Source organism: Providencia sp., from assembly GCF_003533305.1.
Classification (GTDB): domain Bacteria; phylum Pseudomonadota; class Gammaproteobacteria; order Enterobacterales; family Enterobacteriaceae; genus Providencia.
Genome location: NZ_DOEH01000024.1, coordinates 22,209 through 43,102 on the forward strand (window position 1 = coordinate 22,209; position 20,894 = coordinate 43,102).

Here is a 20,894-nt window from a genome sequence, read left to right on the forward strand (position 1 = left end):
GCAGTTTTTAATTATTTCTTGGGTTTAATATAGCCACCCTTAACTCTGATAGGCAATGTATTTTTAAGAAAATTTTCCAAAAAATAGATCTAGAGCACTATTATGTTTTAAAGTTAATAAAAAACATATAGTTACAATTTTAATTTGTGGTTTTATTTTAACTTCATAAGTTATTTAAATGATTTTATTGTGAATTAAATTAACATTAACTCATTTTTTAGTGATTTAACGCTATTTCGTTTGATTTAATAGAATGTTTCTTGAGTTTATTTTTTTAACACGTTGTTATTTATGGTTAATTTTAATTGGAAAATTTTTCCATTTAATCTTTTAAATTGTGATTCTTCTGATACAATAGCGTTAATTAGATAGTTAAGCTTTCGTTTAAGTTACCATGATGATTAAAAATAAAGACTTAGATCTTAAGATGAGGTTTTTAATTTCCTAAAATAGCGATAAATAATCTAATACATTTAGCTAATAAGAGATAATAATTACTCATGAGAGTGCTATTATTAAAAAATGACTCAGTTTTCGATAGGTGATCATATTATGAAAATTATCATAGCTCCCGATTCTTTCAAAGAAAGCATGTGTGCAGAAGTTGCAGCAAAAGCCGTTATGAAAGGATTTAAAATGGTATTTCCAGATGCACAATATGTCTGTTTACCTATTGCCGATGGTGGCGAAGGCACAGTTGATGCATTTATCGCAGCAGTAGGGGGCGAACGAGTCACCATAAAGGTTAAAGGCCCTCTTGGTGAGCCAACAATGGCATATTATGGTTTATTAGCGGCTAGGAAAACCGCCGTTATCGAAATGGCTCAAGCTAGCGGATTAATGTTAGTGGTTCCCGAACAACGAAATCCAATGCTGACGAGTAGTTATGGTACTGGGCAATTGATTCAAGATGCGCTTGATAAAGGTGTTTCTCAGATTATTTTAGGTATTGGTGGTAGTGCGACAGTGGATGGTGGGGTCGGCATGCTACAAGCTCTTGGCGCAGTTTTTTATGATGATAAACAAAATGTACTGGGTACTGGCGGTAAGGTCTTAAATCAAATCGCAAAGATTGATATTTCGGGGCTAGACTCTCGTCTATTGGACTGCTCAATGAGTGTGGCTTGTGATGTGGATAATCCATTAGTCGGTACTCGTGGTGCGGCTGCGGTGTTTGGTCCACAAAAAGGAGCAACACCTGAAATGGTCATTGAACTTGAAAAAGGATTAAATCGACTTGCGGATGTTATTGAGCAGGTTAAAGGCCAAAACTATCGTCATCTAGCCGGCGGCGGTGCCGCTGGGGGTATCTCTGTTGCCGCAGCGGCATTTATGAATGCACAATTAAAGCCTGGGATTGATATTGTTATTGAGGCGGTCAAATTAGAACAGGAAATCGTGGATACCTCATTAGTGATTGTAGGGGAAGGAAGCATGGATGGGCAAACCGCTGGCGGTAAAGCGCCAATAGGTATTGCTAAAGTAGCTGCAAAACATCATGTTCCCGTGATAGCACTTAGTGGTGTTTTAGGTGATGGTGTGGAAGGATTACATCAAGAAGGGATTGATGCGTTTTTTAGTATCTTACCTCGCCTATCTAAATTGGACGAAGCATTAACACAAGGTGAGATTAACTTACAGCAAACCGCGTATAACGTCGCTACAGTACTTAAGATAGGGCAACAGCTATAAACCAAGAAATAAGAACCATAGATGGGTTGCATTAACCAATAAAGAAAAACCCGTGGTATTCAGTTTAAAACTGCTACCACGGGTTTTTATGATATTAATTCGTTTTTTTTACCACAACTACAGCATCATACCGCCAAATAGGAAGCCGAATGTAACGGCTAATGCAACGGCGATAGTACCTGGTATAAAGAATGGGTGGTTAAAGACTAAGCGACCAATACGTGTTGTCCCGGTATCATCCATTTGAACCGCCGCAACAAGTGTTGGGTAAGTTGGCAGAATGAACAGGCCTGATACCGCTGCAAAAGAAGCGATGGCAGTCAGTGGGCTAACATGCAGTGCTAATGCCATTGGCATCAGTGCTTTAGCAGTTGCAGCTTGTGAATAAAGAAGAGCTGAACAGAAGAAGAAGATAACTGCTAACATCCAAGAGTGTTCGTGGATTAGGTCACCCGCAGTTGCTTTGATCCAGTCTAAGTTATGTTGTACGAAAGTATCACCTAACCAAGCCACACCTAAGATACAGATACATGCACTCATACCTGCTTTAAATGTACTTGAGTTGAGGATAGCATCCGTATTGACACGGCACAGTACAGTGATCAGTGTTGCAACAGTTAACATGATGATCAAAATGGCATTCGTCGTATTCATCAACGGTGTTTCAACGATCCCTAAACTTGGGCTGTTAATGATTGCATAAGCAACGACACTCACAACACCTAATAGAAATAGCAGAACAGAGGCTTTAGCACCGTCTTTGATTTCTTTTACTTGGCTACCACGTAGTTCAACTAAACCTTCAGCTAAACGTTTTTGATAGATTGGGTCATCAGAAAGTTTAGAGTTGAAAGTCCAAGAGATGATGAATGACATCAAAATAATCGCAAGGAATGTTGATGGCAATAAAATCCCTAACAGCGTGATGTAGCTGACAGTGTTACCTGCACCCATCATTGCTGGATTTTCCATAACAGAGGCCATATAGACAACTGCTGCAGAAATTGGTGATGCAGTGATACCTATCTGCGCTGCAACTACGGCGGTAGATAGTGGACGACATGGTTTCACACCTTGCTCTTTCGCAACTTCAGCAATAACAGGTAGTGTTGCTAATGAAATATTACCTGTACCTGCAAATAGCGTCAGAAAATAAGTCACGATAGGGGCTAGGATCGTGATGTATTTTGGATTACGACGTAATAATTTTTCTGTTTGAGCAACCAAATAATCGAGACCACCTGCAATTTGCATTGCAGAGATGGCAGCGATAACAGCCATGATAATAGAGATTACGTCAAATGGAATTGTGCCCGGTTTCACGCCAATAGCTGCGAGTACCAAAACACCTAGGCCACCGGCAAAGCCGATACCTATCCCACCAAGACGGGCCCCCAAAAAAATGGCCAGCAGAACAATAATAAATTCTACGGCTAACATAGTGCTTACTCCTCGATAAAATGAAAATTAAAATTATGAAAATATTATGTTAATTTTTTGTATGTGCATTAATCAAAAAAGGCACGCTTTCTAATGAGAGGCGTGCCTTTATTTTTAAGTATTATTTATGATTTGCATCTATTTTTAGTCATCAAATCTTTTTGCTTTGTAAGCTGGGTGTTTTAAGTTCTCAACAGAGAAAATATCATCCAATTCAGCTTCAGTCAGTAGACCACGCTCAAGTACGACTTCGCGGACACTTTTACCTGTTTCAGCACAAATTTTACCCACGATATCACCATTATGGTGACCGATGAATGGGTTTAAGTAAGTGACGATACCGATAGAGTTAAACACGAATGCTTCACAGATTTCTTTATTCACTGTGATGCCATCGACGCATTTCTCGACGAGGTTGCGACAAGCGTTATTTAGCAGCGAAATTGATTCAAACATTGCTTGACCAATTGCTGGTTCCATAACGTTTAACTGCAACTGACCAGCTTCTGCTGCCATCATTACGCAAATATCGTTACCCATAACTTTAAAGCAAGCTTGGTTCACAACTTCTGGAATAACAGGGTTAACTTTTGCTGGCATGATTGAAGAACCTGCTTGTAATTCTGGCAGATTAATTTCTTTCAATCCAGTACGTGGACCTGAAGACAACAAACGTAAGTCATTACAGATTTTAGACAATTTAACTGCAAGACGTTTCAATGCCGCATGAACGGTAATGTAAGCACCACAGTCAGATGTTGCTTCGATGAGGTCTTCTGCTGGAACACAAGCTAGGCCTGTAACCTCAGCTAATTTCTCAACTGCAAGTTTTTGATAACCAGGAGCAGTATTCAGACCAGTACCGATAGCCGTTGCACCTAAGTTAACTTCAAGCAGTAAATCGATGCTGCGTTTTAAGTTTTTCTCTTCTTCTTTTAAAAGAGTTGCAAAAGCATGGAATTCTTGACCAACAGTCATTGGAACAGCATCCTGCAACTGGGTACGACCCATTTTCAGAATGTCTTTGTATTCTTCTGCTTTTCTTTCGAAACCTTTTTTCAGGTAAGTAACAGATTCAATTAATTTTAATACAGAGTTGTACACTGCGATACGGAACCCGGTAGGGTATGCATCGTTGGTAGATTGGCTTTTATTCAAATGGTCATTTGGGTTTAGGAACTCATATTCCCCTTTCTTATGACCCATTAGTTCAAGACCAATGTTTGCCAGAACTTCGTTGGTATTCATGTTGAGTGATGTACCCGCACCACCTTGGAATACGTCAACAGGGAACTGGTCCATACATTTACCATCGTTCAAAATCACATCACATGCTTTGATGATAGTTTCCGCAATACTACGCGGAATAGTGTGTTGCTCTTTATTAGCTAAAGCGGCGGCTTTTTTTACCATAACCATGCCACGGATAAACTCTGGGACATCATTGATGGTGCGGTCACTTATATAAAAGTTTTCAATCGCACGTAGAGTATGAACACCATAATAGGCATCTGCTGGAACTTCTTTCTTACCTAACAGGTCTTCTTCGATACGAAAATTGTTTGACATGAGAACCTTCTTAATTAGATTACAGTTACTGTCCGTTTTATGCGCTTCTAAAAAAATATATATACCGTGAAACAAAACTTTGCAGGTGGTTAACACCTATTACTCCGTTGTCAGCATTATGTTCTACTGATTTATGGGTAGATCATATGCTTTTACACAGATAATGCCTTGAACCTAGATCACTATATAGTTTGATTTATGAAACAGATTTCACGATGTGTGATCTGAGTCACAGATAAGTGCTACTAACTAAAAAAAACCAACAGTTGAAATACGTTATATTCATCCCAATTATTATGGCTATACTAAAGAAAAAAGCGAATATTGAACGTTGTCTCTTAGATGCAGTTCACAAAGGTTTCCCTAGAGGCATTAAATAGTTGATAGCTTATTGAAATAAAGGAGAACTTGTGCGCTGGTTACCACTAATATTGATATGTCTTCTCATTTACATTGAGTCAGTCATATTTGTCCGAGTTGCTACTGAAGTTGGCGTGTTAATGACACTCCTTTTGGTTGTTCTTACCTCTTGTTTAGGGGTTTCCTTGGTGAAGAATCAAGGTATGAAAAATGTTATGCAGATTCAGCAAAAATTAGTTTCTGGTGAAAGTCCTGCGGCTGAAATGATTAAAAGTGTTGCGCTAGTATTAGCGGGCTTTTTATTAATTGTGCCAGGCTTTTTTACTGACTTTATTGGTCTGCTATTACTACTACCCCCAGTTCAAAAACTATTCGTCATGCGGTTGATCCCACATATTCGTTTTTATCAGCCTGGAAATGGCTTTAATAATCCAGGTAGAAGCCATCCGCAAAATGGTGATGTTTTTGAAGGTGAATTTCAACGTAAGCAGGATGATGCTTCTTATACTATTGATAATTCAGATACCATCGATGGTTCGAATAAATCAACAGATTCAGATAAAGACCCTCGCTCGAAGAATTAATTTTCTTTATTTATAGGGGAGATAAAAACAAAAAATTTTTATCTCCCCCCTTGAAGTCTCTTCCGCTAGCCCCAATCTGTTCAAACAGGGTACTAGTTTATTTGAGACATACTGGTATCGTCCGTTACCTAGTGTGGACTTTGTTTACAGGAGAACTATTAATGAAAATTCGTCCATTGCATGACCGTGTCATCGTTAAACGTAAAGAAGTTGAATCAAAATCTGCGGGTGGAATTGTTTTAACGGGAACTGCAGCGGGTAAATCTACTCGTGGTGAAGTCCTTGCAGTAGGCCACGGTCGCATCCTTGAAAATGGTGAAATTAAAGCACTGGATGTTAAAGTTGGCGATATCGTGATTTTTAACGACGGTTATGGCGTGAAAGCTGAAAAAATCGACAATCAAGAAGTGTTGATCATGTCAGAAAGCGATATTCTGGCGATTGTTGAAGCGTAATTTTCACTTAAAACTTCTCAACTAACGAAAAGAATTTGAAGGAAAGAGATAATGGCAGCTAAAGACGTTAAATTTGGTAGTGATGCACGTACGAAAATGCTTCGTGGTGTGAATATTCTTGCTGATGCAGTAAAAGTAACTTTAGGTCCTAAAGGCCGCAACGTAGTTTTAGATAAATCTTTTGGCTCACCTGTTATCACTAAAGATGGTGTTTCTGTTGCACGTGAAATTGAATTAGAAGATAAATTCGAAAACATGGGTGCTCAGATGCTGAAAGAAGTTGCATCTAAAGCTAACGATGCAGCGGGTGACGGTACAACAACTGCAACAGTTCTTGCTCAAGCTATCATCACTGAAGGCTTGAAAGCGGTTGCTGCGGGTATGAACCCGATGGATTTGAAACGCGGTATCGATAAAGCCGTTATTGCAGCAGTTGAAGAGCTTAAAGCGCTTTCTGTTCCATGTTCAGATACTAAATCAATCGCACAGGTTGGTACTATTTCTGCGAACTCTGACGAAACCGTTGGTAAATTAATCGCAGAAGCAATGGATAAAGTCGGCAAAGAAGGCGTTATCACTGTTGAAGAAGGTACTGGTCTGGAAGATGAGCTGGATGTTGTTGAAGGTATGCAGTTCGATCGCGGTTACCTGTCTCCTTATTTCATCAACAAACCTGAAACAGGCGCAGTTGAGCTGGAAAACCCATTCATCCTGTTAGTTGATAAAAAAATCTCTAACATTCGTGAATTATTGCCAGTATTAGAAGGCGTTGCGAAAGCAAGCAAACCACTTCTGATTGTTGCAGAAGATGTTGAAGGCGAAGCGTTGGCAACTTTGGTTGTTAATACTATGCGTGGCATCGTGAAAGTAGCCGCAGTTAAAGCCCCTGGTTTTGGTGATCGTCGTAAAGCAATGCTGCAAGATATCGCTGTATTGACTAACGCGACTGTGATCTCTGAAGAAATCGGTATGGAGCTTGAAAAAGCAACATTAGAAGATTTGGGTCAAGCAAAACGTATCGTTATTAATAAAGATACCACTATTATCATCGATGGTGTTGGTGATGAAGCGACAATTGCAGGACGTGTTGCTCAAATCCGTCAACAGATCGAAGAATCAACCTCAGATTATGACCGTGAAAAACTGCAAGAGCGTGTGGCTAAATTAGCTGGCGGCGTTGCAGTCATTAAAGTCGGTGCAGCAACTGAAGTTGAAATGAAAGAAAAACGTGCTCGCGTTGATGATGCTCTACATGCAACTCGCGCAGCAGTAGAAGAAGGCGTTGTTGCTGGTGGTGGTACTGCACTGGTTCGTGTTGCTGCTAAGCTTGAAGGCATGAAAGGCGATAACGAAGATCAAACCGTTGGTATCCGTGTTGCATTACGTGCAATGGAATCACCAATGCGTCAAATCGTAACTAACGCAGGTGCTGAAGCGTCTGTGGTTGTTAACAACGTTAAAGCTTCTAAAGGCAACGAAGGTTACAACGCGGCAACTGATACTTATGGCGATATGATTGCTATGGGTATTTTGGACCCAACTAAAGTTGCACGTTCAGCGCTGCAATTTGCAGGTTCTATCGCAGGCCTGATGATCACTACAGAAGCTATGGTTACTGATCTGCCAAAATCAGATGCATCTGATTTAGGTGCAGGCGGTATGGGCGGAATGGGTGGAATGGGCGGTATGATGTAAGCCATTTGGCTGCATTATGCTCCAATCGCTCTAGTGGATGACACTAGAGATGGTGAAGCCTAATAAGACCGGCATTGTTAGTTTACCTAGCGATGCCGGTTTTTTTATTGCTAACAATTGTGCTTTGCAATTATTTTTGCGCAAAGGTAGTGCATCAGGTTATATTTAGCGTAAGGTAAAAAATGGTCTAAATAAGTAAAGAACAGAACGGGGTGTATTGGTGGTTTTGTGGTAAACTCTATTCGACTGATGGTATATGAAAACGTGAATATTGATTACTTTTAGTTAGCGCGTTAACGACATTCGAATTTTATCGCCCAATAGGGTGTGAATTTTGGCTCTATCGCTGTTTAGAAATGTAGATGAAAATCTAAGTGTTTCATAAAATAGAGTTATAAAACAAATGATTGGACGATATTAACTAAAGGCATTTTCAAACCAGCTGCAAAAACATAATGAATAATGAGGGAAAACATGCGAATTAAAGTATTGCTTGGTGCTGCTGCATTGCTGCTGTTAGCAGGTTGTACGACAACCACTAATTTATCTTCAGCAGGCTCACAAGTTCGTTTTGTTGAAAATCAACCTGGAAGTGATTGCCAGCTTCTTGGTCAGGTCGCAGGGACTCAAAGCAACTGGTTGAGTGGTGTGAATAATGAATCTAGCGCTATGCGCAGTGCTGCTAACGATTTACGTAATAAAGCAGCAGCAATGGGTGGTAATGTGATTTTTGGCGCAACTAGCCCGAGTGAAACCATTCTTTCTAGTTTCATACCCGTAGACAGTAAAATGATTGGCCAAGTTTATAAGTGCCCTTAAAATGAATTAATAACGCCCGATTGAAACTATTTGATTTTGGATTACTCAATAGTTTTCAGTAATTCGGGCGTTTTTCAATTTTAATTTTGCCTTAAATTGAGGTCGAGTAGTGTTTTACTTGGCTCTCCTCCAATTTCCCGCGCAAGCTTGGGTACTAGATATCCCGAAACTCGACTAAGTAGCTGTTGGATAAGCTGCCTAGCTTCTTGATCGCTCACGAGAAAGTGCGCAGCGCCTTGTACTTTATCCAGCACATGTAAGTAGTAGGGTAAAATTCCGGCATCAAATAAGGCATTACTTAGATTAGCTAGCGCGGTGACATTATCATTAACTTGGCGTAGTAAGACGCTTTGGTTTAATAAGGTGACTTTTGCGTTTTTAAGCTTTTGCATCGCAGCACTAAAGTCTGCATCAATTTCGTTGGCATGATTAACGTGAGTCACCATAATGACTTGTAGGCGTGAGTTTGCCAGCCTATCACACAAGGCATCAGTGATACGTTCAGGGATAACAACCGGCAAACGAGAGTGAATTCTAAGGCGCTTAATATGCTCAATAGATTCAAGTTGGCTAATCAGCCAATCGAGCTCACTGTCTTTTGCCATCAAAGGATCACCACCTGAGAAGATGATTTCATTGAGTTCAGTGTGATTTTTTATATAATCCATCGCCACTAACCAGTTATTTTTATTTCCCTTGTTATCTTCATAAGGAAAATGCCTGCGAAAACAGTAGCGGCAGTTTACTGCACAGCCACCTTTAACCAGCATTAATGCGCGATTGTGGTATTTATGCAGTAAACTTGGGATCGCATTATCTTGCTCTTCCAGTGGATCAACAGAAAAGCCGGGATGTATATCGAACTCTGCTTTTGCGGTTAACACTTGCAATAGTAGAGGGTCTAATGGATCGCCTTTTTTCATTCTAGAGACAAAAGGATGAGGAACACGTAGTGGAAATAACTGACGTGCACTATGACCTTCTTTCGATGGTTGGTGGCTTTCCAAGTTTAATATTTGCAGCAATTCATCAGGATCCGTGATTGCTTCAGCAAGTTGTTGTATCCAGACTTCTCTGGATGGGGTATTTTGAGTTATAATATCGACCATTTTTTGGCTATGCCATTTTTAGTTTATAAATTAGAGGATCTCCATGGCTACTTATAGTACCAATGAATTCCGCTCAGGTCTTAAAATCATGTTAGATGGTGAGCCTTGTGTCGTTCTTGAAAGTGAATTTGTTAAACCGGGTAAAGGTCAAGCGTTCGCACGTGTGCGTCTTCGTAAACTGATTTCTAACAAATTGTTGGAAAAAACATTTAAATCTACTGATTCTGCAGAAGGTGCGGATGTCATGGATATGAACTTAACTTACCTTTATAACGATGGTGAGTTCTGGCATTTCATGAATAACGAGACTTTCGAACAGTTAGCGGCAGATGAAAAAACCGTTGGCGATAACGCTAAATGGTTAGTTGATCAAGCTGAATGTATTTTAACACTGTGGGATGGTCGTCCAATTTCAGTGACACCACCAAACTTTGTTGAATTAGAAATCACAGATACAGATCCAGGTCTGAAGGGTGATACAGCAGGTACAGGTGGTAAACCAGCAACGCTGAGCACAGGCGCAGTAGTTAAGGTTCCTCTATTTGTTCAAATCGGTGAAATTATCAAAGTTGATACGCGTTCAGGTGAATACGTTTCACGCGTAAAATAATTTTTCACGATCGAATTGAAAAACAAAAAGCCGTGGCTTCAATACCACGGCTTTTTTATGTTTAAAATTCAACTAGTGAGCATTAACAACATTTGGGCCCACCCTTACCGCCATAGCGCGCATCTTGCCGTTCTTTGAAAAACTCTTCGTAGGTCATCGGTGTTTGATCGGGATGAGTTACCTGCATATGTGCAACATAGTTATCATAATCAGGGATACCGACCATCATTTTTGCCGCTTGGCCTAGATAGCGTGCCGCATTACCTAGTGTTCCAAACATTTTTGTATCCTCGTCATATTTTGTGTTGTAGCGTTGTTGGCTTCGCTCAGCTACCTTAGTCACATACTTATGTATGCTCCTAAGGATATCCTCGCTTACCGCCTAGCTACAACACAAATTATTTTAGATATCGACTTTTTTGTCGCATATAATTTAATTATTGATAACCAACTTAATGATGGCGTGTATTGGCCACGATATCTTTATAGTTTGCTGGCATTGGCTCATAAGGAACCTCATTAGCAGTTGGCTCATCAGACTTCAATGCTTTTAGCGCGGTACGTATTGAGAATAGCGCTAAGAAGACGACGACAATCATAAAGAATATGGTTAAGCCTGCATCTAATCGGTTATTAAATATTAACTGATTCAATTGTGATTCAGTATACTGCACAGGAATATTACCGCTATCAATCATTGCTTGGAATTTATTTGCTACAGCTAAGAAGCCAACACGAGCATCTTCGCTGAAGGTTTTTTGCCAGCCAGCAGTCATGGTACAAATCAATAACCAAGATGTTGGTACCAAGGCGACCCACGCATATCTTTGACGCTTCATTTTGAATAGCACAACTGCACATAGCATTAATGCCATACCTGCGAGCATTTGGTTGGCAATACCAAATAGCGGCCATAAGGTATTGATACCGCCAAGTGGGTCAACGACACCTTGATGAAGGAAATAGCCCCAAGCAAGTACACATAATGCGGTTGCCATTAGATTGGCAGGTAGCGAATCGGTTCGTTTCAAGGACGGAGAAATAACACCCAGTAAATCTTGTAACATAAAGCGCGCAGCACGGGTACCTGCATCAACAGCGGTAAGAATAAATAAGGCTTCAAATAAAATGGCAAAGTGATACCAGAATGCCACGTTCATCAACCCGCCTAATGCACCGTGTAAAATGTAAGCCATACCAACAGCAAGTGTTGGTGCTCCTCCTGCGCGAGAAATAATGCTACTTTCACCGACATCATTGGCTATTTGATGTAATTGATCAGGTGTGATTTGAAAACCCCAACTACTAACAACTTGAGCAGCTGATACCACGACATCTTGTGTTCCAGCAGGTGCAAGCATTGCCATTGGACTATTCATAGCGAAATAAACACCAGGGTCAATCACACAAGCTGCGACCAATGCCATGATAGCGACAAATGACTCCATTAACATGCCACCATAACCGATAAAGCAGGCTTGATTTTCATTGGCGAGCATTTTCGGTGTGGTACCAGATGCAATCAAAGCATGGAAACCAGAAACTGCGCCACAAGCAATGGTAATAAATAAGAATGGGAAGAGGTCGCCCGCCCAAACTGGGCCTGTACCATCAATATATTTAGTTAATGCAGGCATTTGCAGGCTAGGATTTAAAATTAAAATACCAATAGCAAGACCAATAATTGTACCAATTTTTAAGAAGGTGGAAAGATAGTCTCGTGGTGCAAGTAATAACCATACAGGTAAAACAGCAGCAACAAAGCCATAGCCAACTAGCATCCAGGTTAGTTGTACACCTGTATAATCAAAGTAAGGAGCCCATGTTTCGCTTTCGGCTATCCAGCCTCCAGAGATAATTGCGAAGATTAAAAAGACTAAACCGATTATGGAAACTTCACCAATGCGTCCGGGACGAATATAGCGTGTATAGATTCCCATAAAAATAGCGAGAGGGATAGTAAATGCAACTGTATAAGTTCCCCAAGGGCTATGAGTTAAAGCTTTTACAACAATCATGGCGAGAACGGCTAGAATGATGACCATAATCATAAAGCAGGCGATGAGTGCGAGAATTCCCGCGGTATTGCCCATTTCCTCTTTAACTAACTCGCCTAAAGAACGGCCATCACGGCGTGTTGATACAAATAACACCATAAAATCTTGAACCGCACCAGCGAGCACAACGCCTGCAAGCAGCCATAACATGCCGGGGAGATAACCCATCTGCGCAGCAAGCACAGGGCCGACTAAAGGACCTGCACCGGCGATTGCGGCAAAATGGTGACCAAATAAAACTTTTTTATCTGTTGGAACGTAATCAAGCCCATCATTATGACGAATTGCAGGTGTCATGCGCGTTTCGTCAACTTGAAGCACTTTCTTGGCAATAAAAATACCATAATAACGATATGCGATAAGATAAACGCAGACTGCGGCAACAACAATCCACAGTGCGTTTATCTGTTCACCACGATTTAAGGCTACATAACCTAGCGAAAAAGCGCCAAGCAGAGCGAGAGCAATCCATATCAATTGTTTACCCATAGCTATCCCCGTCTATTAATTTATTGGTTTTTTATTATTAATTTAAGTAAAACTGTGAAAGGTATAACCATACTTAGAGGAAAGGAAAAGTAGCTAAAACGAGACACCAAGTTGAAACTTGTAAGTAAATTTAATAATTGCAGTTCATATCACTAAATAAGGGTAAATTATTGGATTTTATTCGGATTGTGACTATGAAAACAAATGGGTACAAGGTTGAATTCTGAAAATATTAATTATTTCAATATTTAAATCTAATTCTATCTTTTGTTTTTTTGATTAAAAAAGCGGGAATATTTGGTATTCATAAAAAGAAACCGGAAGATAAAACCTCCGGTATTTCAATATGTAGATTTAAGCCTGTCTTAAGCGTTGGATTATTTTTTTACCAAAAAGCGTCATAATAAGACCTAACATAATCAAGATGAGGCCAGCAATTTGTATGCTATTGATATGTTCACCAAGGAATAATGCACTACTACTCAATCCAAAAACGGGAACGAGAAGCGAGAAGGGAGCAACTCGCCATGCTTCGTAACGTCCTAGCAGTACACCCCATAGCCCATAGCCAATAAAAGTTGATAAGTAGGCAAGATATAGGATCACGCCAAATATTGACCAATTGAAAGAGGATAGCCCTTCAACGATTGCGTCTTCACCTTCAAAAATCCATGAGCACAGCAAAAATGGAATAATTGGAATTAGAGCACTCCAACTAACAAGAGAGAGAGCACTACACTTATTTTCACCTTGGTTTTGCATAATAATTCTATTGGTGATATTTCCACATGCCCATGATAATCCGGCAATTAATGTAAACATTAGCCCAAGGAATGGAATATCATCTAGCCCGCCAGAGGTGGCTCCATTGGCTAAAACAGTGAGTCCCGCAATAGCAATAAACATACCAATAAAATGTGTGGCTTGAAGGGATTCTTTTAAAATCATAGCCCCTAATAGTAGAGTAAAAAAGGCTTGGGACTGAAGAATGACAGAGGTGATTCCAGCTGGCATTCCGACTCTAATGGCACTAAAAAGAAATGCAAACTGCCCAAAGCTGATAGTCAGCCCATATAACAACAGCAATTTAAAGGGAATTTTAGGTCGTTTAAAAATAAAAATCGCAGGAAATGCGACGAAAGCAAAACGTAACGCACCAAGTAATAGTGGTGGTAAGGCGGTGACCCCAAGTTTGATAATCACAAAGTTAACGCCCCAAATAATCACCACGCAAAGGGCGAGTAATATATCTTTGAAACTCATGCTATTTTCTCAATAATAATCGACATTATGCTTTCTACTTTACCCTTGGTGATACAAGAGTGCGATGACAACTGTGCTAGATGATAAAATAAAGTATAAATAGGTTAATTACCGTCACTGATTTGGACTTATATGTTATTTTGCATGGCTTGAGTCTTAGAACGCGAACGTTTATAATAAATACTCAAATCAACCGTGTTCAGGACGACCTGAATTACGTTCAAATAATGGGGACGACCCTGAGTAGTTTACAGGAGAAATGGCAATGGCCTGGATCATCCTCTTATTCGCTGGTCTATTAGAAATTGTTTGGGCGATTGGATTAAAATATACCCACGGTTTCACCCGACTCACACCAAGTATCATTACTATTGTTGCCATTATTGCAAGTATGGGACTGTTAGCCTATGCAATGCGTGATTTGCCAGCTGGAACAGCTTATGCAATCTGGACAGGAATTGGCGCAGTTGGTACCGCAATTGTCGGTATTATTTTCTTGGGCGAGTCAGCGAATATATTTCGTTTGCTGAGTTTAGGCTTAATAGTAGCGGGCCTAATTGGACTGAAAGTATCGAGTTAATCATTTAAAATTAATAAACGGGCAGCGTTAATGCCCGTTTATATTTAGCTTAATATTATTTATCATCATAATTCAAAATTTATTTTTTTATATAACGTGATGGCCATATTTCAGCTGGATTTATCTCTAAAAATTCTGCAATAATTCTTTCTCCTTTAGGCCAGCGCCTTGAAAGGGCATTACTAAGTGTGGCTGAATTTAAACCAGCAGATCGAGATATCGCTGACAAAGTTGAACCTTTCTTTCTTATTGCGGCAATGATATCCGCAGAATGCCAATCGGGTTTCATATGTTCTCCAATAATTAATAGTTAATTAAATATGTTCTATAATTAATGTGAAATTAACTTTCACATTTTTAACTAAATTTTACTTATTAATGTAAACGGTAAGTTTATTTTTTAATAGTTATATTAAACTAATCTTTTAATGTTTATTTTGATGTGATAAAAATATATTGATTTGAACTTTTATGCTTAATTAATTTAAGTGGTCACTTAAAAAAAATCAATGTTAAGGTTAATCTTATGGATGTTAAAAGCAAGTTTTTAGAAAAATCTTGTGCTAATTTATCGAGTTTATTCTCTAATTATTTTGATTGGAATGATATTGATCTTTCTTTTTCTAGAATTGATATTTTAAATAAAGAAATTAGTATAATTTCTAATAATTATGAATGGTTGCTAATGTATTGGGATGATGATTTAGATAAAATAATTAGTGAAAGACTTTCATCAGGAATTCAGTATTGGGCTAATTATTCAAATTCTTATAAAAACACTTTGGCTAAATCAAATAAAAATGATTTAAAAGTGGATTTTTGTACTAAGTATGGAGGTGTTTATGAAATAATATCAATAAATTCAAAGAAAAAACTATCAATAAAAGACATGATAGCAATTTATAGATGCCGGCCTATAGTATCGGATTATGCACATAGTACATGGAAAAAGGATGATAGTGTTATATTGCCACAAAGAGAAAATATAGTTTTGCCAATAGAATCAATTGGAAATCAAGAGTTGCAGGAGGTTGAACCATTAGATATCCATCAATATATGCGTTTCGGTAATATTCGATTCACTCGTAAAGAGATCATAACTATTCGGTTATTATTATCTCATTGTAAGGTTAAAGAAATTAGTTATATTCAAGGATGTTCAGAAGCCTGTGAACACAAACGCATTCTACGTATTAAAGAAAAACTTAATTGCCCTCATGCATCTTCAAGCAGTTTATTTAATGCTTTAAAAGAAAATGGCATTACGCTAGCTTGCTTGGAAACTTTAGTTAGTTATCCATAGATATCTATTGATATTTTTTATTTAATTTAAATTAAAAAAGTGAAATGGAATATAACAAGGAAATGTTATGAAATGGAAGTTAAGATTTGGTGCTGCATTAGGAAATACACTTGAATATTACGATATTGCAGTTTTCGCTGCTATTTCTATATATTTAAGTGCTGAGTTAGAACGATTGGGATATGTACAGGCAACAGAAATGATATGGGGGATATTTGCATTACGATTTTTAATTCGACCAATAGGTGGGTATGTGATAGGTCGTTATGCAGATAATGCAGGTAAAAAATCGGCATTAGTTTTAACGAGCTTAATAACAGGTATAGCAACGTTGTGCATGGCTCTTTTACCTATTCAGTTATTAGGCACATATACTCCATTGGTTATTCTTATTTTACAATTAGCACTTTCTTTTAGCTTTGCGGGGGAATTTCCTTCTTTAGTGATTTATTTACTTAATAGTGCAAAAAATAATGAACGTGGACGGGTTTCATCAATGGCGGTTGGTAGTTCTGTTCTTGGTATCATTATATCATTAGGGTTAGTTCTTACACTTCAAAGTAATCTTGATGAAGAAACTATGCAGTCTATAGGTTGGCGAATTCCTTTATTTTTAGGTGTGATTAATATAGCCGTAAGTTTTTGGTTTAGAAGTAAACTACCTAGTCAACCAACTATGAGTAATAAATTATATAAAATTAATTGGTATTTAGTGTTTCATGTTATTTTACTGACTATTCCTGGTACTGTTATTTTTTATGCACAAAATATTTCCACTTCTTTGATACTCGAATACTTAAAGATAGGTGAATATAAAAATATATATGCTATATCTTTATCTGGTTTATTATTAATATTTATGACATTTTGTGGTTGGTGGACAGATAAATATAGTTCATCAATAAAAGTTTTTAAAGCTGGAGTGATGGGGATGGTTTTATTCTCAGCTCCACTTTATTTTGTATTAAATAGTGATATTTTGTTTTTCATTCTTCTTTCTCAGTTACTAATGACTATTTATTCCTCAATGATATTATGTAATTTATCTGCTGTATTAGCGGACTATTCAAATGGGCAAGTGACTATATTGGGAATTGGTTATAATTGTTCAGCTGCATTTCTTGGTGGAATAACACCATTGATGGTTAATTATTTAAGTGATTTTAACTTGGCTTTCGTCGGTGGGTTTATTGCTATATGTGGTTTGGCATTTTTTATTTCTTATTGGCTTCCGAAGTCTAAATCACTAGAATTAAATTAGTAGGTTTAACACCCTCAAATAATTAAATGATTTTTTGGGGGTGTTTATCTTAAATTTAAGGTGTACTTTATTGCTATTTCAATTAGCTAATACTATTAGAATAACTCTAATGGTTCTACTTTCGAAATAAATTAACTTAAAAATTTTATGAAGCGTTGGTATAGTAAATCCCCTAAATTGTATTGATCATATTCGTCGCTAGTGGATAAATTATCAACAGCTGCATGCATGGAATGGTAAATCATTGTCGCCATTAAATTAAGGGGGAGCGGATGCCACTCTTTGTTTTTTTCACCAAGCGCTAAAATTTCTTTTATTTGCCAGACAGCCCTTTCTTCGTGGTTATTTGCGCGACCATGATATTCATCATGAAAAAGCATATCGTGGATTTGCTGTTTTTCAACATAGTATTTAACGCTATTTTCACACCAATATTTTAATTTAGATGAAGCAGTTTTTTGGCCTATAAGATAATTTTCAATATTGTCTAAATACCAATCCATATAACGGGTGCGAAGTGCTTCCATAATATCATTTTTTGATTGAAAATAATGATAGAAAGTTCCTTTTGCAACATCTGCTGACAACACAATTTCACTCACTGTTGTATTTACAAAACCTTTTGATAAAAAGAGTTTTTCAGCCGAATTCATAAGTTCATCCAGTCGTTCTTCTGCCGGTCTTGTTCTTGGTTTCTTGGATTGTATTGTCATGTCTTCGGCTCTTAATATCGTTATTAGTACAACTCAGTGAATAAAATAAGGTAATTAGAAACTATCATAACACCTGAGTGATATATCTGAAAATTGATTCAAATTAGTGGGTTTGGTTTATTAGCCATTGCCGCTGAGTCTTTACGGTATTTTTACTATAAAGAGCATAAATAATGATCAGACCAACGTAGAGTATTGAACCTATTAACCACAGCCAACCATCCCATAGAGCTAATGTTTTTCCAAAAATAAAACTAAATAATAGTGGACCAATAATCCCCGTTAAGTTGGTTAAACTGACTAAAATACCTTGTAGCTTACCTTGGCTGCTTTGATTAACTTGGGTTGATACAAGTCCTTGTAAGGCGGGAAGCGCAATTCCACCTCCAGCTAGCAAAATTAGTGTTGGATAAATCATCCACCCTTGAGTGATTAATGACAGTAAAATAAATGCGATACCATCAGAAATGAATCCAATGATTATAGTGATCTTTTCATTAAATTTTCGTGTTAGAAATCCTGCAATAAAAGCTTGAAATAAAGCATGCATAATACCTAAGCCAGCAAGAGAAAGACCAACTTCAATGCTATTCCATTGAAAACGATTTTCTGTAAATAATACCCAAATTGTTGCTGGTATTTGTCCGATTAATTGGGCGATAAAAAAAATAAATAGCAATAATATAATCGGTTTAATTAGAGTAGAAAAAGGTGTTTTTATGGGGGAACTTTCACTGGTATCGTGAATATTTTGTTGTTCTAAATCGAGGTTTATTTTTTTTTCTTTAAAAAAAATAAACACAGCAACAAAAACACATATGTTTAAAATAGCAGCAATTAAAAATGGGAGATGAGGGGAATATTGTCCTGCAAATCCACCTATAGCGGGACCTGCGATTAACCCTACACCAAATGCAGCACCTAGGCGGCCAAACCATGTTGTTCTATCTTTTACAGTTGTAGCATCAGCAATGATAGAAGCTGCTACAGCACCTGTCGCACCAGTAATTCCTGCAATAGTTCGACCAAGATACAGCATCCATAACGAGCTTGATAATGCCAATAATGTGTAATCAAGCGTAGCGCCGATTAAAGAAAGCAATAGTACTGGCCTACGACCAAATTTATCTGACCATTTTCCCAATATTGGAGCAAAAATAACTTGCATAACAGCGTATAACGCTAAAAGGATACCGTAATGGTTAGCCAAAGTTTCATTTGCCACATATTCACGCAGTAAAGTCGGTAATACTGGCATGATTAGCCCGATACCTATTGCATCTAGGGCTGTAATTATTAGAGCAATACTCGCAGATTTATTCATTATAATCATCTCTATCATTGATAGAGTTGGAATATATCCCTATCAGTGATAGAGTGTCAATAAATAAATAGGGGAAAGTCATGGCTAGACTTGATAAAGAAACCATTATTGCAGTAGCGCTCGACTTGCTTAATGAAGTAGGGATGGATGGCTTAACAACGCGCAAGCTGGCCCAGAAGCTGGGTATTGAACAGCCAACCTTATATTGGCATGTTAAGAATAAACGCACATTATTAGATGCATTGGCTGTGGAGATGTTGAAGCGGCATCATGATCATTTCTTACCAAGCTCGGATGAGACTTGGCAGGTATTTATGCGAAATAATGCGCTTAGTTTTCGTCGTGCATTATTAAGTTATAGGGATGGTGCAAAAGTTCATTTAGGGACACGCCCAAGCCCGGAACAATATACTGTGGTAGAAGAACAGTTACAGTTTATGGTTGATAGTGGCTTTACGTTAAAATCTGGGTTGTATGCGATAAGTGCTATTGGGCATTTTACATTAGGCTCAGTCTTAGAGCAGCAAGAACATGCAGAGGCAGTGAAAGAACGAAACACTTCGGTCGATGAGTCCATGCCTCCTTTGCTGGCTGATGCAATTGAGATTATGGATAATGACGATGGGATACAGGCATTTTTATTTGGTCTAAATGCTCTCATTCAGGGGCTTGAGATTACACTTAATAAGTAATCAATATCGTTTTATTAATTTGAATCGCAATGAATTAATTTATCAAAATAACAAAAAAATACCCCAGCGGTGAATAACCGATGGGGTATGTCTTTTAGCGAGCTTTGCAATTACAGAGTAAAGATACCGATAAGAGCAATAACACTAATAATTGCTGAACCACCATAGAAAACCCATTTAGTTGCTGGGACATGCACTTTAAAATCGTGCAATGTATGGTGAATACGGTGCATACCACACCATACTGGTAGAACAATCATCAGTAATAAGAAAATGCGTCCGATAAAGCTTTGGCTGAATGCAAGAATGCGTTCATAGCTTAGCATTTCTGGTGCAACACCTAATGGGATCAAAATACCCAAAAGAATAATAATTGCAGGGCCGATAACGGCGCTCCACATACCACCTGCACCAAATAATCCCCAGAAAATCGGTTCATCGGAACGTTTAGGCGTTAGATTCATCAGATTCTCCTTAGATTAAAATAATAACGCAATAGCTAAGATAGCCGCAGTAACCACTATCGTTAGTGCCCAGAAGCCTTTAACAACAGGTTCATCTGGCATCTTTTTATCTTTAACAATAACCGAGACAGCTTTTGGCGCTAATTTAAACCACGTAGTGGTATGGAGCAGCGTTGCAGCCAATGTGATTACGTTAATGATAAGTATAATCGGGTTACTTAAAAAACCGACAAATCCAGCCCAAGACTCTGGACCATTTTTCAGCGCAAATACCCCGTACAGAACGAGAAGGCTAAACCAGACTTGAAGAACAGAGGTGCTCTCACGCATGATATAAAAGCGGTAGAAACCGAGGTTTTGCCACCAATCGCCCTTCATTTCTCTGACATAGGGTTTACGTTTAGTTGTCATGACT

Annotated in this window: 21 protein-coding genes; 10 read left to right on the plus strand and 11 right to left on the minus strand. The window is 38.3% G+C overall.

Annotated elements, in window-relative coordinates; all coding sequences use genetic code 11:
- Positions 1 to 552 precede the first annotated feature (552 nt).
- Positions 553 to 1,692, plus strand: coding sequence for a glycerate kinase (locus DD649_RS16365; protein WP_294109349.1), 1,140 nt, complete (start codon positions 553 to 555; stop codon positions 1,690 to 1,692).
- 117 nt (positions 1,693 to 1,809) lie between these two features.
- On the opposite strand, the gene DD649_RS16370 is transcribed toward DD649_RS16365, so the two are convergent.
- A complete protein-coding gene (locus DD649_RS16370; protein ID WP_294109359.1) occupies positions 1,810 to 3,132 on the minus strand; it encodes an anaerobic C4-dicarboxylate transporter in 1,323 nt (440 codons plus the stop codon).
- 144 nt (positions 3,133 to 3,276) lie between these two features.
- Positions 3,277 to 4,701: an aspartate ammonia-lyase gene (gene aspA, locus DD649_RS16375; RefSeq protein ID WP_294109367.1), complete on the minus strand. Its 1,425-nt coding sequence runs from the start codon at positions 4,699 to 4,701 to the stop codon at positions 3,277 to 3,279.
- A gap of 410 nt (positions 4,702 to 5,111) precedes the next feature.
- Between aspA and DD649_RS16380 the strand changes: the two genes are divergently transcribed.
- The 4 genes from DD649_RS16380 (at position 5,112) to DD649_RS16395 (ending at position 8,614) form a co-directional block, all read left to right on the plus strand.
- On the plus strand, positions 5,112 to 5,645 hold the full coding sequence (locus DD649_RS16380) for an FxsA family protein (protein ID WP_294109376.1): 534 nt from the start codon (positions 5,112 to 5,114) through the stop codon (positions 5,643 to 5,645).
- Between the two features lie 161 nt (positions 5,646 to 5,806).
- Positions 5,807 to 6,100, plus strand: coding sequence for a co-chaperone GroES (locus tag DD649_RS16385; protein ID WP_294109395.1), 294 nt, complete (start codon positions 5,807 to 5,809; stop codon positions 6,098 to 6,100).
- A gap of 51 nt (positions 6,101 to 6,151) precedes the next feature.
- Positions 6,152 to 7,795, plus strand: a complete 1,644-nt coding sequence (groL, locus tag DD649_RS16390) for a chaperonin GroEL (protein ID WP_294109402.1) — start codon at positions 6,152 to 6,154, stop codon at positions 7,793 to 7,795.
- A gap of 474 nt (positions 7,796 to 8,269) precedes the next feature.
- Positions 8,270 to 8,614 (plus strand): DUF4156 domain-containing protein, encoded by a 345-nt coding sequence (locus DD649_RS16395; protein ID WP_294109412.1) that lies wholly within the window; start codon positions 8,270 to 8,272, stop codon positions 8,612 to 8,614.
- An 80-nt stretch (positions 8,615 to 8,694) separates the two neighbouring features.
- On the opposite strand, the gene epmB is transcribed toward DD649_RS16395, so the two are convergent.
- Complete coding sequence (gene epmB, locus DD649_RS16400; protein ID WP_294109420.1) at positions 8,695 to 9,723, minus strand: EF-P beta-lysylation protein EpmB; 1,029 nt, start codon at positions 9,721 to 9,723, stop codon at positions 8,695 to 8,697.
- Positions 9,724 to 9,766: 43 nt separating this feature from the next.
- Here epmB and efp point away from each other — a divergent pair, with 43 nt between their 5' ends.
- The gene (efp, locus tag DD649_RS16405; RefSeq protein ID WP_294109430.1) at positions 9,767 to 10,333 is read left to right on the plus strand and encodes an elongation factor P; all 567 of its coding nucleotides are present in this window, start codon (positions 9,767 to 9,769) and stop codon (positions 10,331 to 10,333) included.
- Positions 10,334 to 10,415: 82 nt separating this feature from the next.
- Here the strand turns inward: efp and DD649_RS16410 are convergent, their stop codons facing one another.
- The 3 genes from DD649_RS16410 to DD649_RS16420 all read right to left on the minus strand — a co-directional run bounded on the left by DD649_RS16410 (position 10,416) and on the right by DD649_RS16420 (position 14,142).
- Positions 10,416 to 10,613 carry a YbdD/YjiX family protein gene (locus tag DD649_RS16410; protein ID WP_294109439.1) on the minus strand — a complete coding sequence of 66 codons (198 nt, stop codon included), beginning with the start codon at positions 10,611 to 10,613 and terminating at the stop codon, positions 10,416 to 10,418.
- A 172-nt stretch (positions 10,614 to 10,785) separates the two neighbouring features.
- A complete protein-coding gene (gene cstA / locus DD649_RS16415) occupies positions 10,786 to 12,879 on the minus strand; it encodes a pyruvate/proton symporter CstA (protein WP_294109447.1) in 2,094 nt (697 codons plus the stop codon).
- Between the two features lie 354 nt (positions 12,880 to 13,233).
- On the minus strand, positions 13,234 to 14,142 hold the full coding sequence (locus DD649_RS16420) for an EamA family transporter (protein ID WP_294109453.1): 909 nt from the start codon (positions 14,140 to 14,142) through the stop codon (positions 13,234 to 13,236).
- Between the two features lie 265 nt (positions 14,143 to 14,407).
- On the opposite strand from DD649_RS16420, the gene sugE reads away from it, so the two are divergent.
- Entirely contained in the window at positions 14,408 to 14,722 is a 315-nt protein-coding gene (gene sugE, locus DD649_RS16425; RefSeq protein WP_294109462.1) for a quaternary ammonium compound efflux SMR transporter SugE, read from the plus strand.
- Between the two features lie 79 nt (positions 14,723 to 14,801).
- Here the strand turns inward: sugE and DD649_RS16430 are convergent, their stop codons facing one another.
- Positions 14,802 to 15,011 carry a helix-turn-helix transcriptional regulator gene (locus DD649_RS16430; RefSeq protein WP_294109484.1) on the minus strand — a complete coding sequence of 70 codons (210 nt, stop codon included), beginning with the start codon at positions 15,009 to 15,011 and terminating at the stop codon, positions 14,802 to 14,804.
- A gap of 237 nt (positions 15,012 to 15,248) precedes the next feature.
- Between DD649_RS16430 and DD649_RS16435 the strand changes: the two genes are divergently transcribed.
- Both DD649_RS16435 and DD649_RS16440 read left to right on the plus strand, forming a co-directional pair.
- Complete coding sequence (locus tag DD649_RS16435) at positions 15,249 to 16,025, plus strand: hypothetical protein (RefSeq protein ID WP_294109492.1); 777 nt, start codon at positions 15,249 to 15,251, stop codon at positions 16,023 to 16,025.
- A 67-nt stretch (positions 16,026 to 16,092) separates the two neighbouring features.
- Positions 16,093 to 17,286 (plus strand): MFS transporter, encoded by a 1,194-nt coding sequence (locus DD649_RS16440; protein WP_294109495.1) that lies wholly within the window; start codon positions 16,093 to 16,095, stop codon positions 17,284 to 17,286.
- A gap of 131 nt (positions 17,287 to 17,417) precedes the next feature.
- On the opposite strand, the gene DD649_RS16445 is transcribed toward DD649_RS16440, so the two are convergent.
- On the minus strand, positions 17,418 to 17,999 hold the full coding sequence (locus tag DD649_RS16445) for a TetR/AcrR family transcriptional regulator (RefSeq protein WP_294109496.1): 582 nt from the start codon (positions 17,997 to 17,999) through the stop codon (positions 17,418 to 17,420).
- A gap of 103 nt (positions 18,000 to 18,102) precedes the next feature.
- Positions 18,103 to 19,323, minus strand: coding sequence for a Tet(A)/Tet(B)/Tet(C) family tetracycline efflux MFS transporter (gene tet, locus DD649_RS16450; protein WP_294109498.1), 1,221 nt, complete (start codon positions 19,321 to 19,323; stop codon positions 18,103 to 18,105).
- A gap of 80 nt (positions 19,324 to 19,403) precedes the next feature.
- On the opposite strand from tet, the gene tetR reads away from it, so the two are divergent.
- Positions 19,404 to 20,015 (plus strand): tetracycline resistance transcriptional repressor TetR, encoded by a 612-nt coding sequence (gene tetR / locus DD649_RS16455; RefSeq protein ID WP_294109500.1) that lies wholly within the window; start codon positions 19,404 to 19,406, stop codon positions 20,013 to 20,015.
- A 110-nt stretch (positions 20,016 to 20,125) separates the two neighbouring features.
- On the opposite strand, the gene frdD is transcribed toward tetR, so the two are convergent.
- Both frdD and frdC read right to left on the minus strand, forming a co-directional pair.
- Positions 20,126 to 20,482: a fumarate reductase subunit FrdD gene (gene frdD, locus DD649_RS16460; protein WP_294109567.1), complete on the minus strand. Its 357-nt coding sequence runs from the start codon at positions 20,480 to 20,482 to the stop codon at positions 20,126 to 20,128.
- Between the two features lie 12 nt (positions 20,483 to 20,494).
- Positions 20,495 to 20,890, minus strand: a complete 396-nt coding sequence (gene frdC, locus DD649_RS16465) for a fumarate reductase subunit FrdC (protein ID WP_294109516.1) — start codon at positions 20,888 to 20,890, stop codon at positions 20,495 to 20,497.
- Positions 20,891 to 20,894: the final 4 nt, after the last annotated feature.

Bases quoted from the DNA above. Each gene is read 5' to 3' on its own strand.
- sugE (WP_294109462.1), top strand. From the start codon at position 14,408: ATGGCCTGGATCATCCTCTTATTCGCTGGTCTATTAGAAATTGTTTGG.
- frdC (WP_294109516.1), bottom strand. From the start codon at position 20,890: ATGACAACTAAACGTAAACCCTATGTCAGAGAAATGAAGGGCGATTGG.
- tetR (WP_294109500.1), top strand. From the start codon at position 19,404: ATGGCTAGACTTGATAAAGAAACCATTATTGCAGTAGCGCTCGACTTG.
- DD649_RS16420 (WP_294109453.1), bottom strand. From the start codon at position 14,142: ATGAGTTTCAAAGATATATTACTCGCCCTTTGCGTGGTGATTATTTGG.
- DD649_RS16395 (WP_294109412.1), top strand. From the start codon at position 8,270: ATGCGAATTAAAGTATTGCTTGGTGCTGCTGCATTGCTGCTGTTAGCA.
- DD649_RS16370 (WP_294109359.1), bottom strand. From the start codon at position 3,132: ATGTTAGCCGTAGAATTTATTATTGTTCTGCTGGCCATTTTTTTGGGG.
- DD649_RS16385 (WP_294109395.1), top strand. From the start codon at position 5,807: ATGAAAATTCGTCCATTGCATGACCGTGTCATCGTTAAACGTAAAGAA.
- DD649_RS16410 (WP_294109439.1), bottom strand. From the start codon at position 10,613: ATGTTTGGAACACTAGGTAATGCGGCACGCTATCTAGGCCAAGCGGCA.
- DD649_RS16435 (WP_294109492.1), top strand. From the start codon at position 15,249: ATGGATGTTAAAAGCAAGTTTTTAGAAAAATCTTGTGCTAATTTATCG.
- groL (WP_294109402.1), top strand. From the start codon at position 6,152: ATGGCAGCTAAAGACGTTAAATTTGGTAGTGATGCACGTACGAAAATG.
- cstA (WP_294109447.1), bottom strand. From the start codon at position 12,879: ATGGGTAAACAATTGATATGGATTGCTCTCGCTCTGCTTGGCGCTTTT.
- DD649_RS16440 (WP_294109495.1), top strand. From the start codon at position 16,093: ATGAAATGGAAGTTAAGATTTGGTGCTGCATTAGGAAATACACTTGAA.
- efp (WP_294109430.1), top strand. From the start codon at position 9,767: ATGGCTACTTATAGTACCAATGAATTCCGCTCAGGTCTTAAAATCATG.
- DD649_RS16445 (WP_294109496.1), bottom strand. From the start codon at position 17,999: ATGACAATACAATCCAAGAAACCAAGAACAAGACCGGCAGAAGAACGA.
- DD649_RS16365 (WP_294109349.1), top strand. From the start codon at position 553: ATGAAAATTATCATAGCTCCCGATTCTTTCAAAGAAAGCATGTGTGCA.
- epmB (WP_294109420.1), bottom strand. From the start codon at position 9,723: ATGGTCGATATTATAACTCAAAATACCCCATCCAGAGAAGTCTGGATA.
- DD649_RS16430 (WP_294109484.1), bottom strand. From the start codon at position 15,011: ATGAAACCCGATTGGCATTCTGCGGATATCATTGCCGCAATAAGAAAG.
- aspA (WP_294109367.1), bottom strand. From the start codon at position 4,701: ATGTCAAACAATTTTCGTATCGAAGAAGACCTGTTAGGTAAGAAAGAA.
- tet (WP_294109498.1), bottom strand. From the start codon at position 19,323: ATGAATAAATCTGCGAGTATTGCTCTAATAATTACAGCCCTAGATGCA.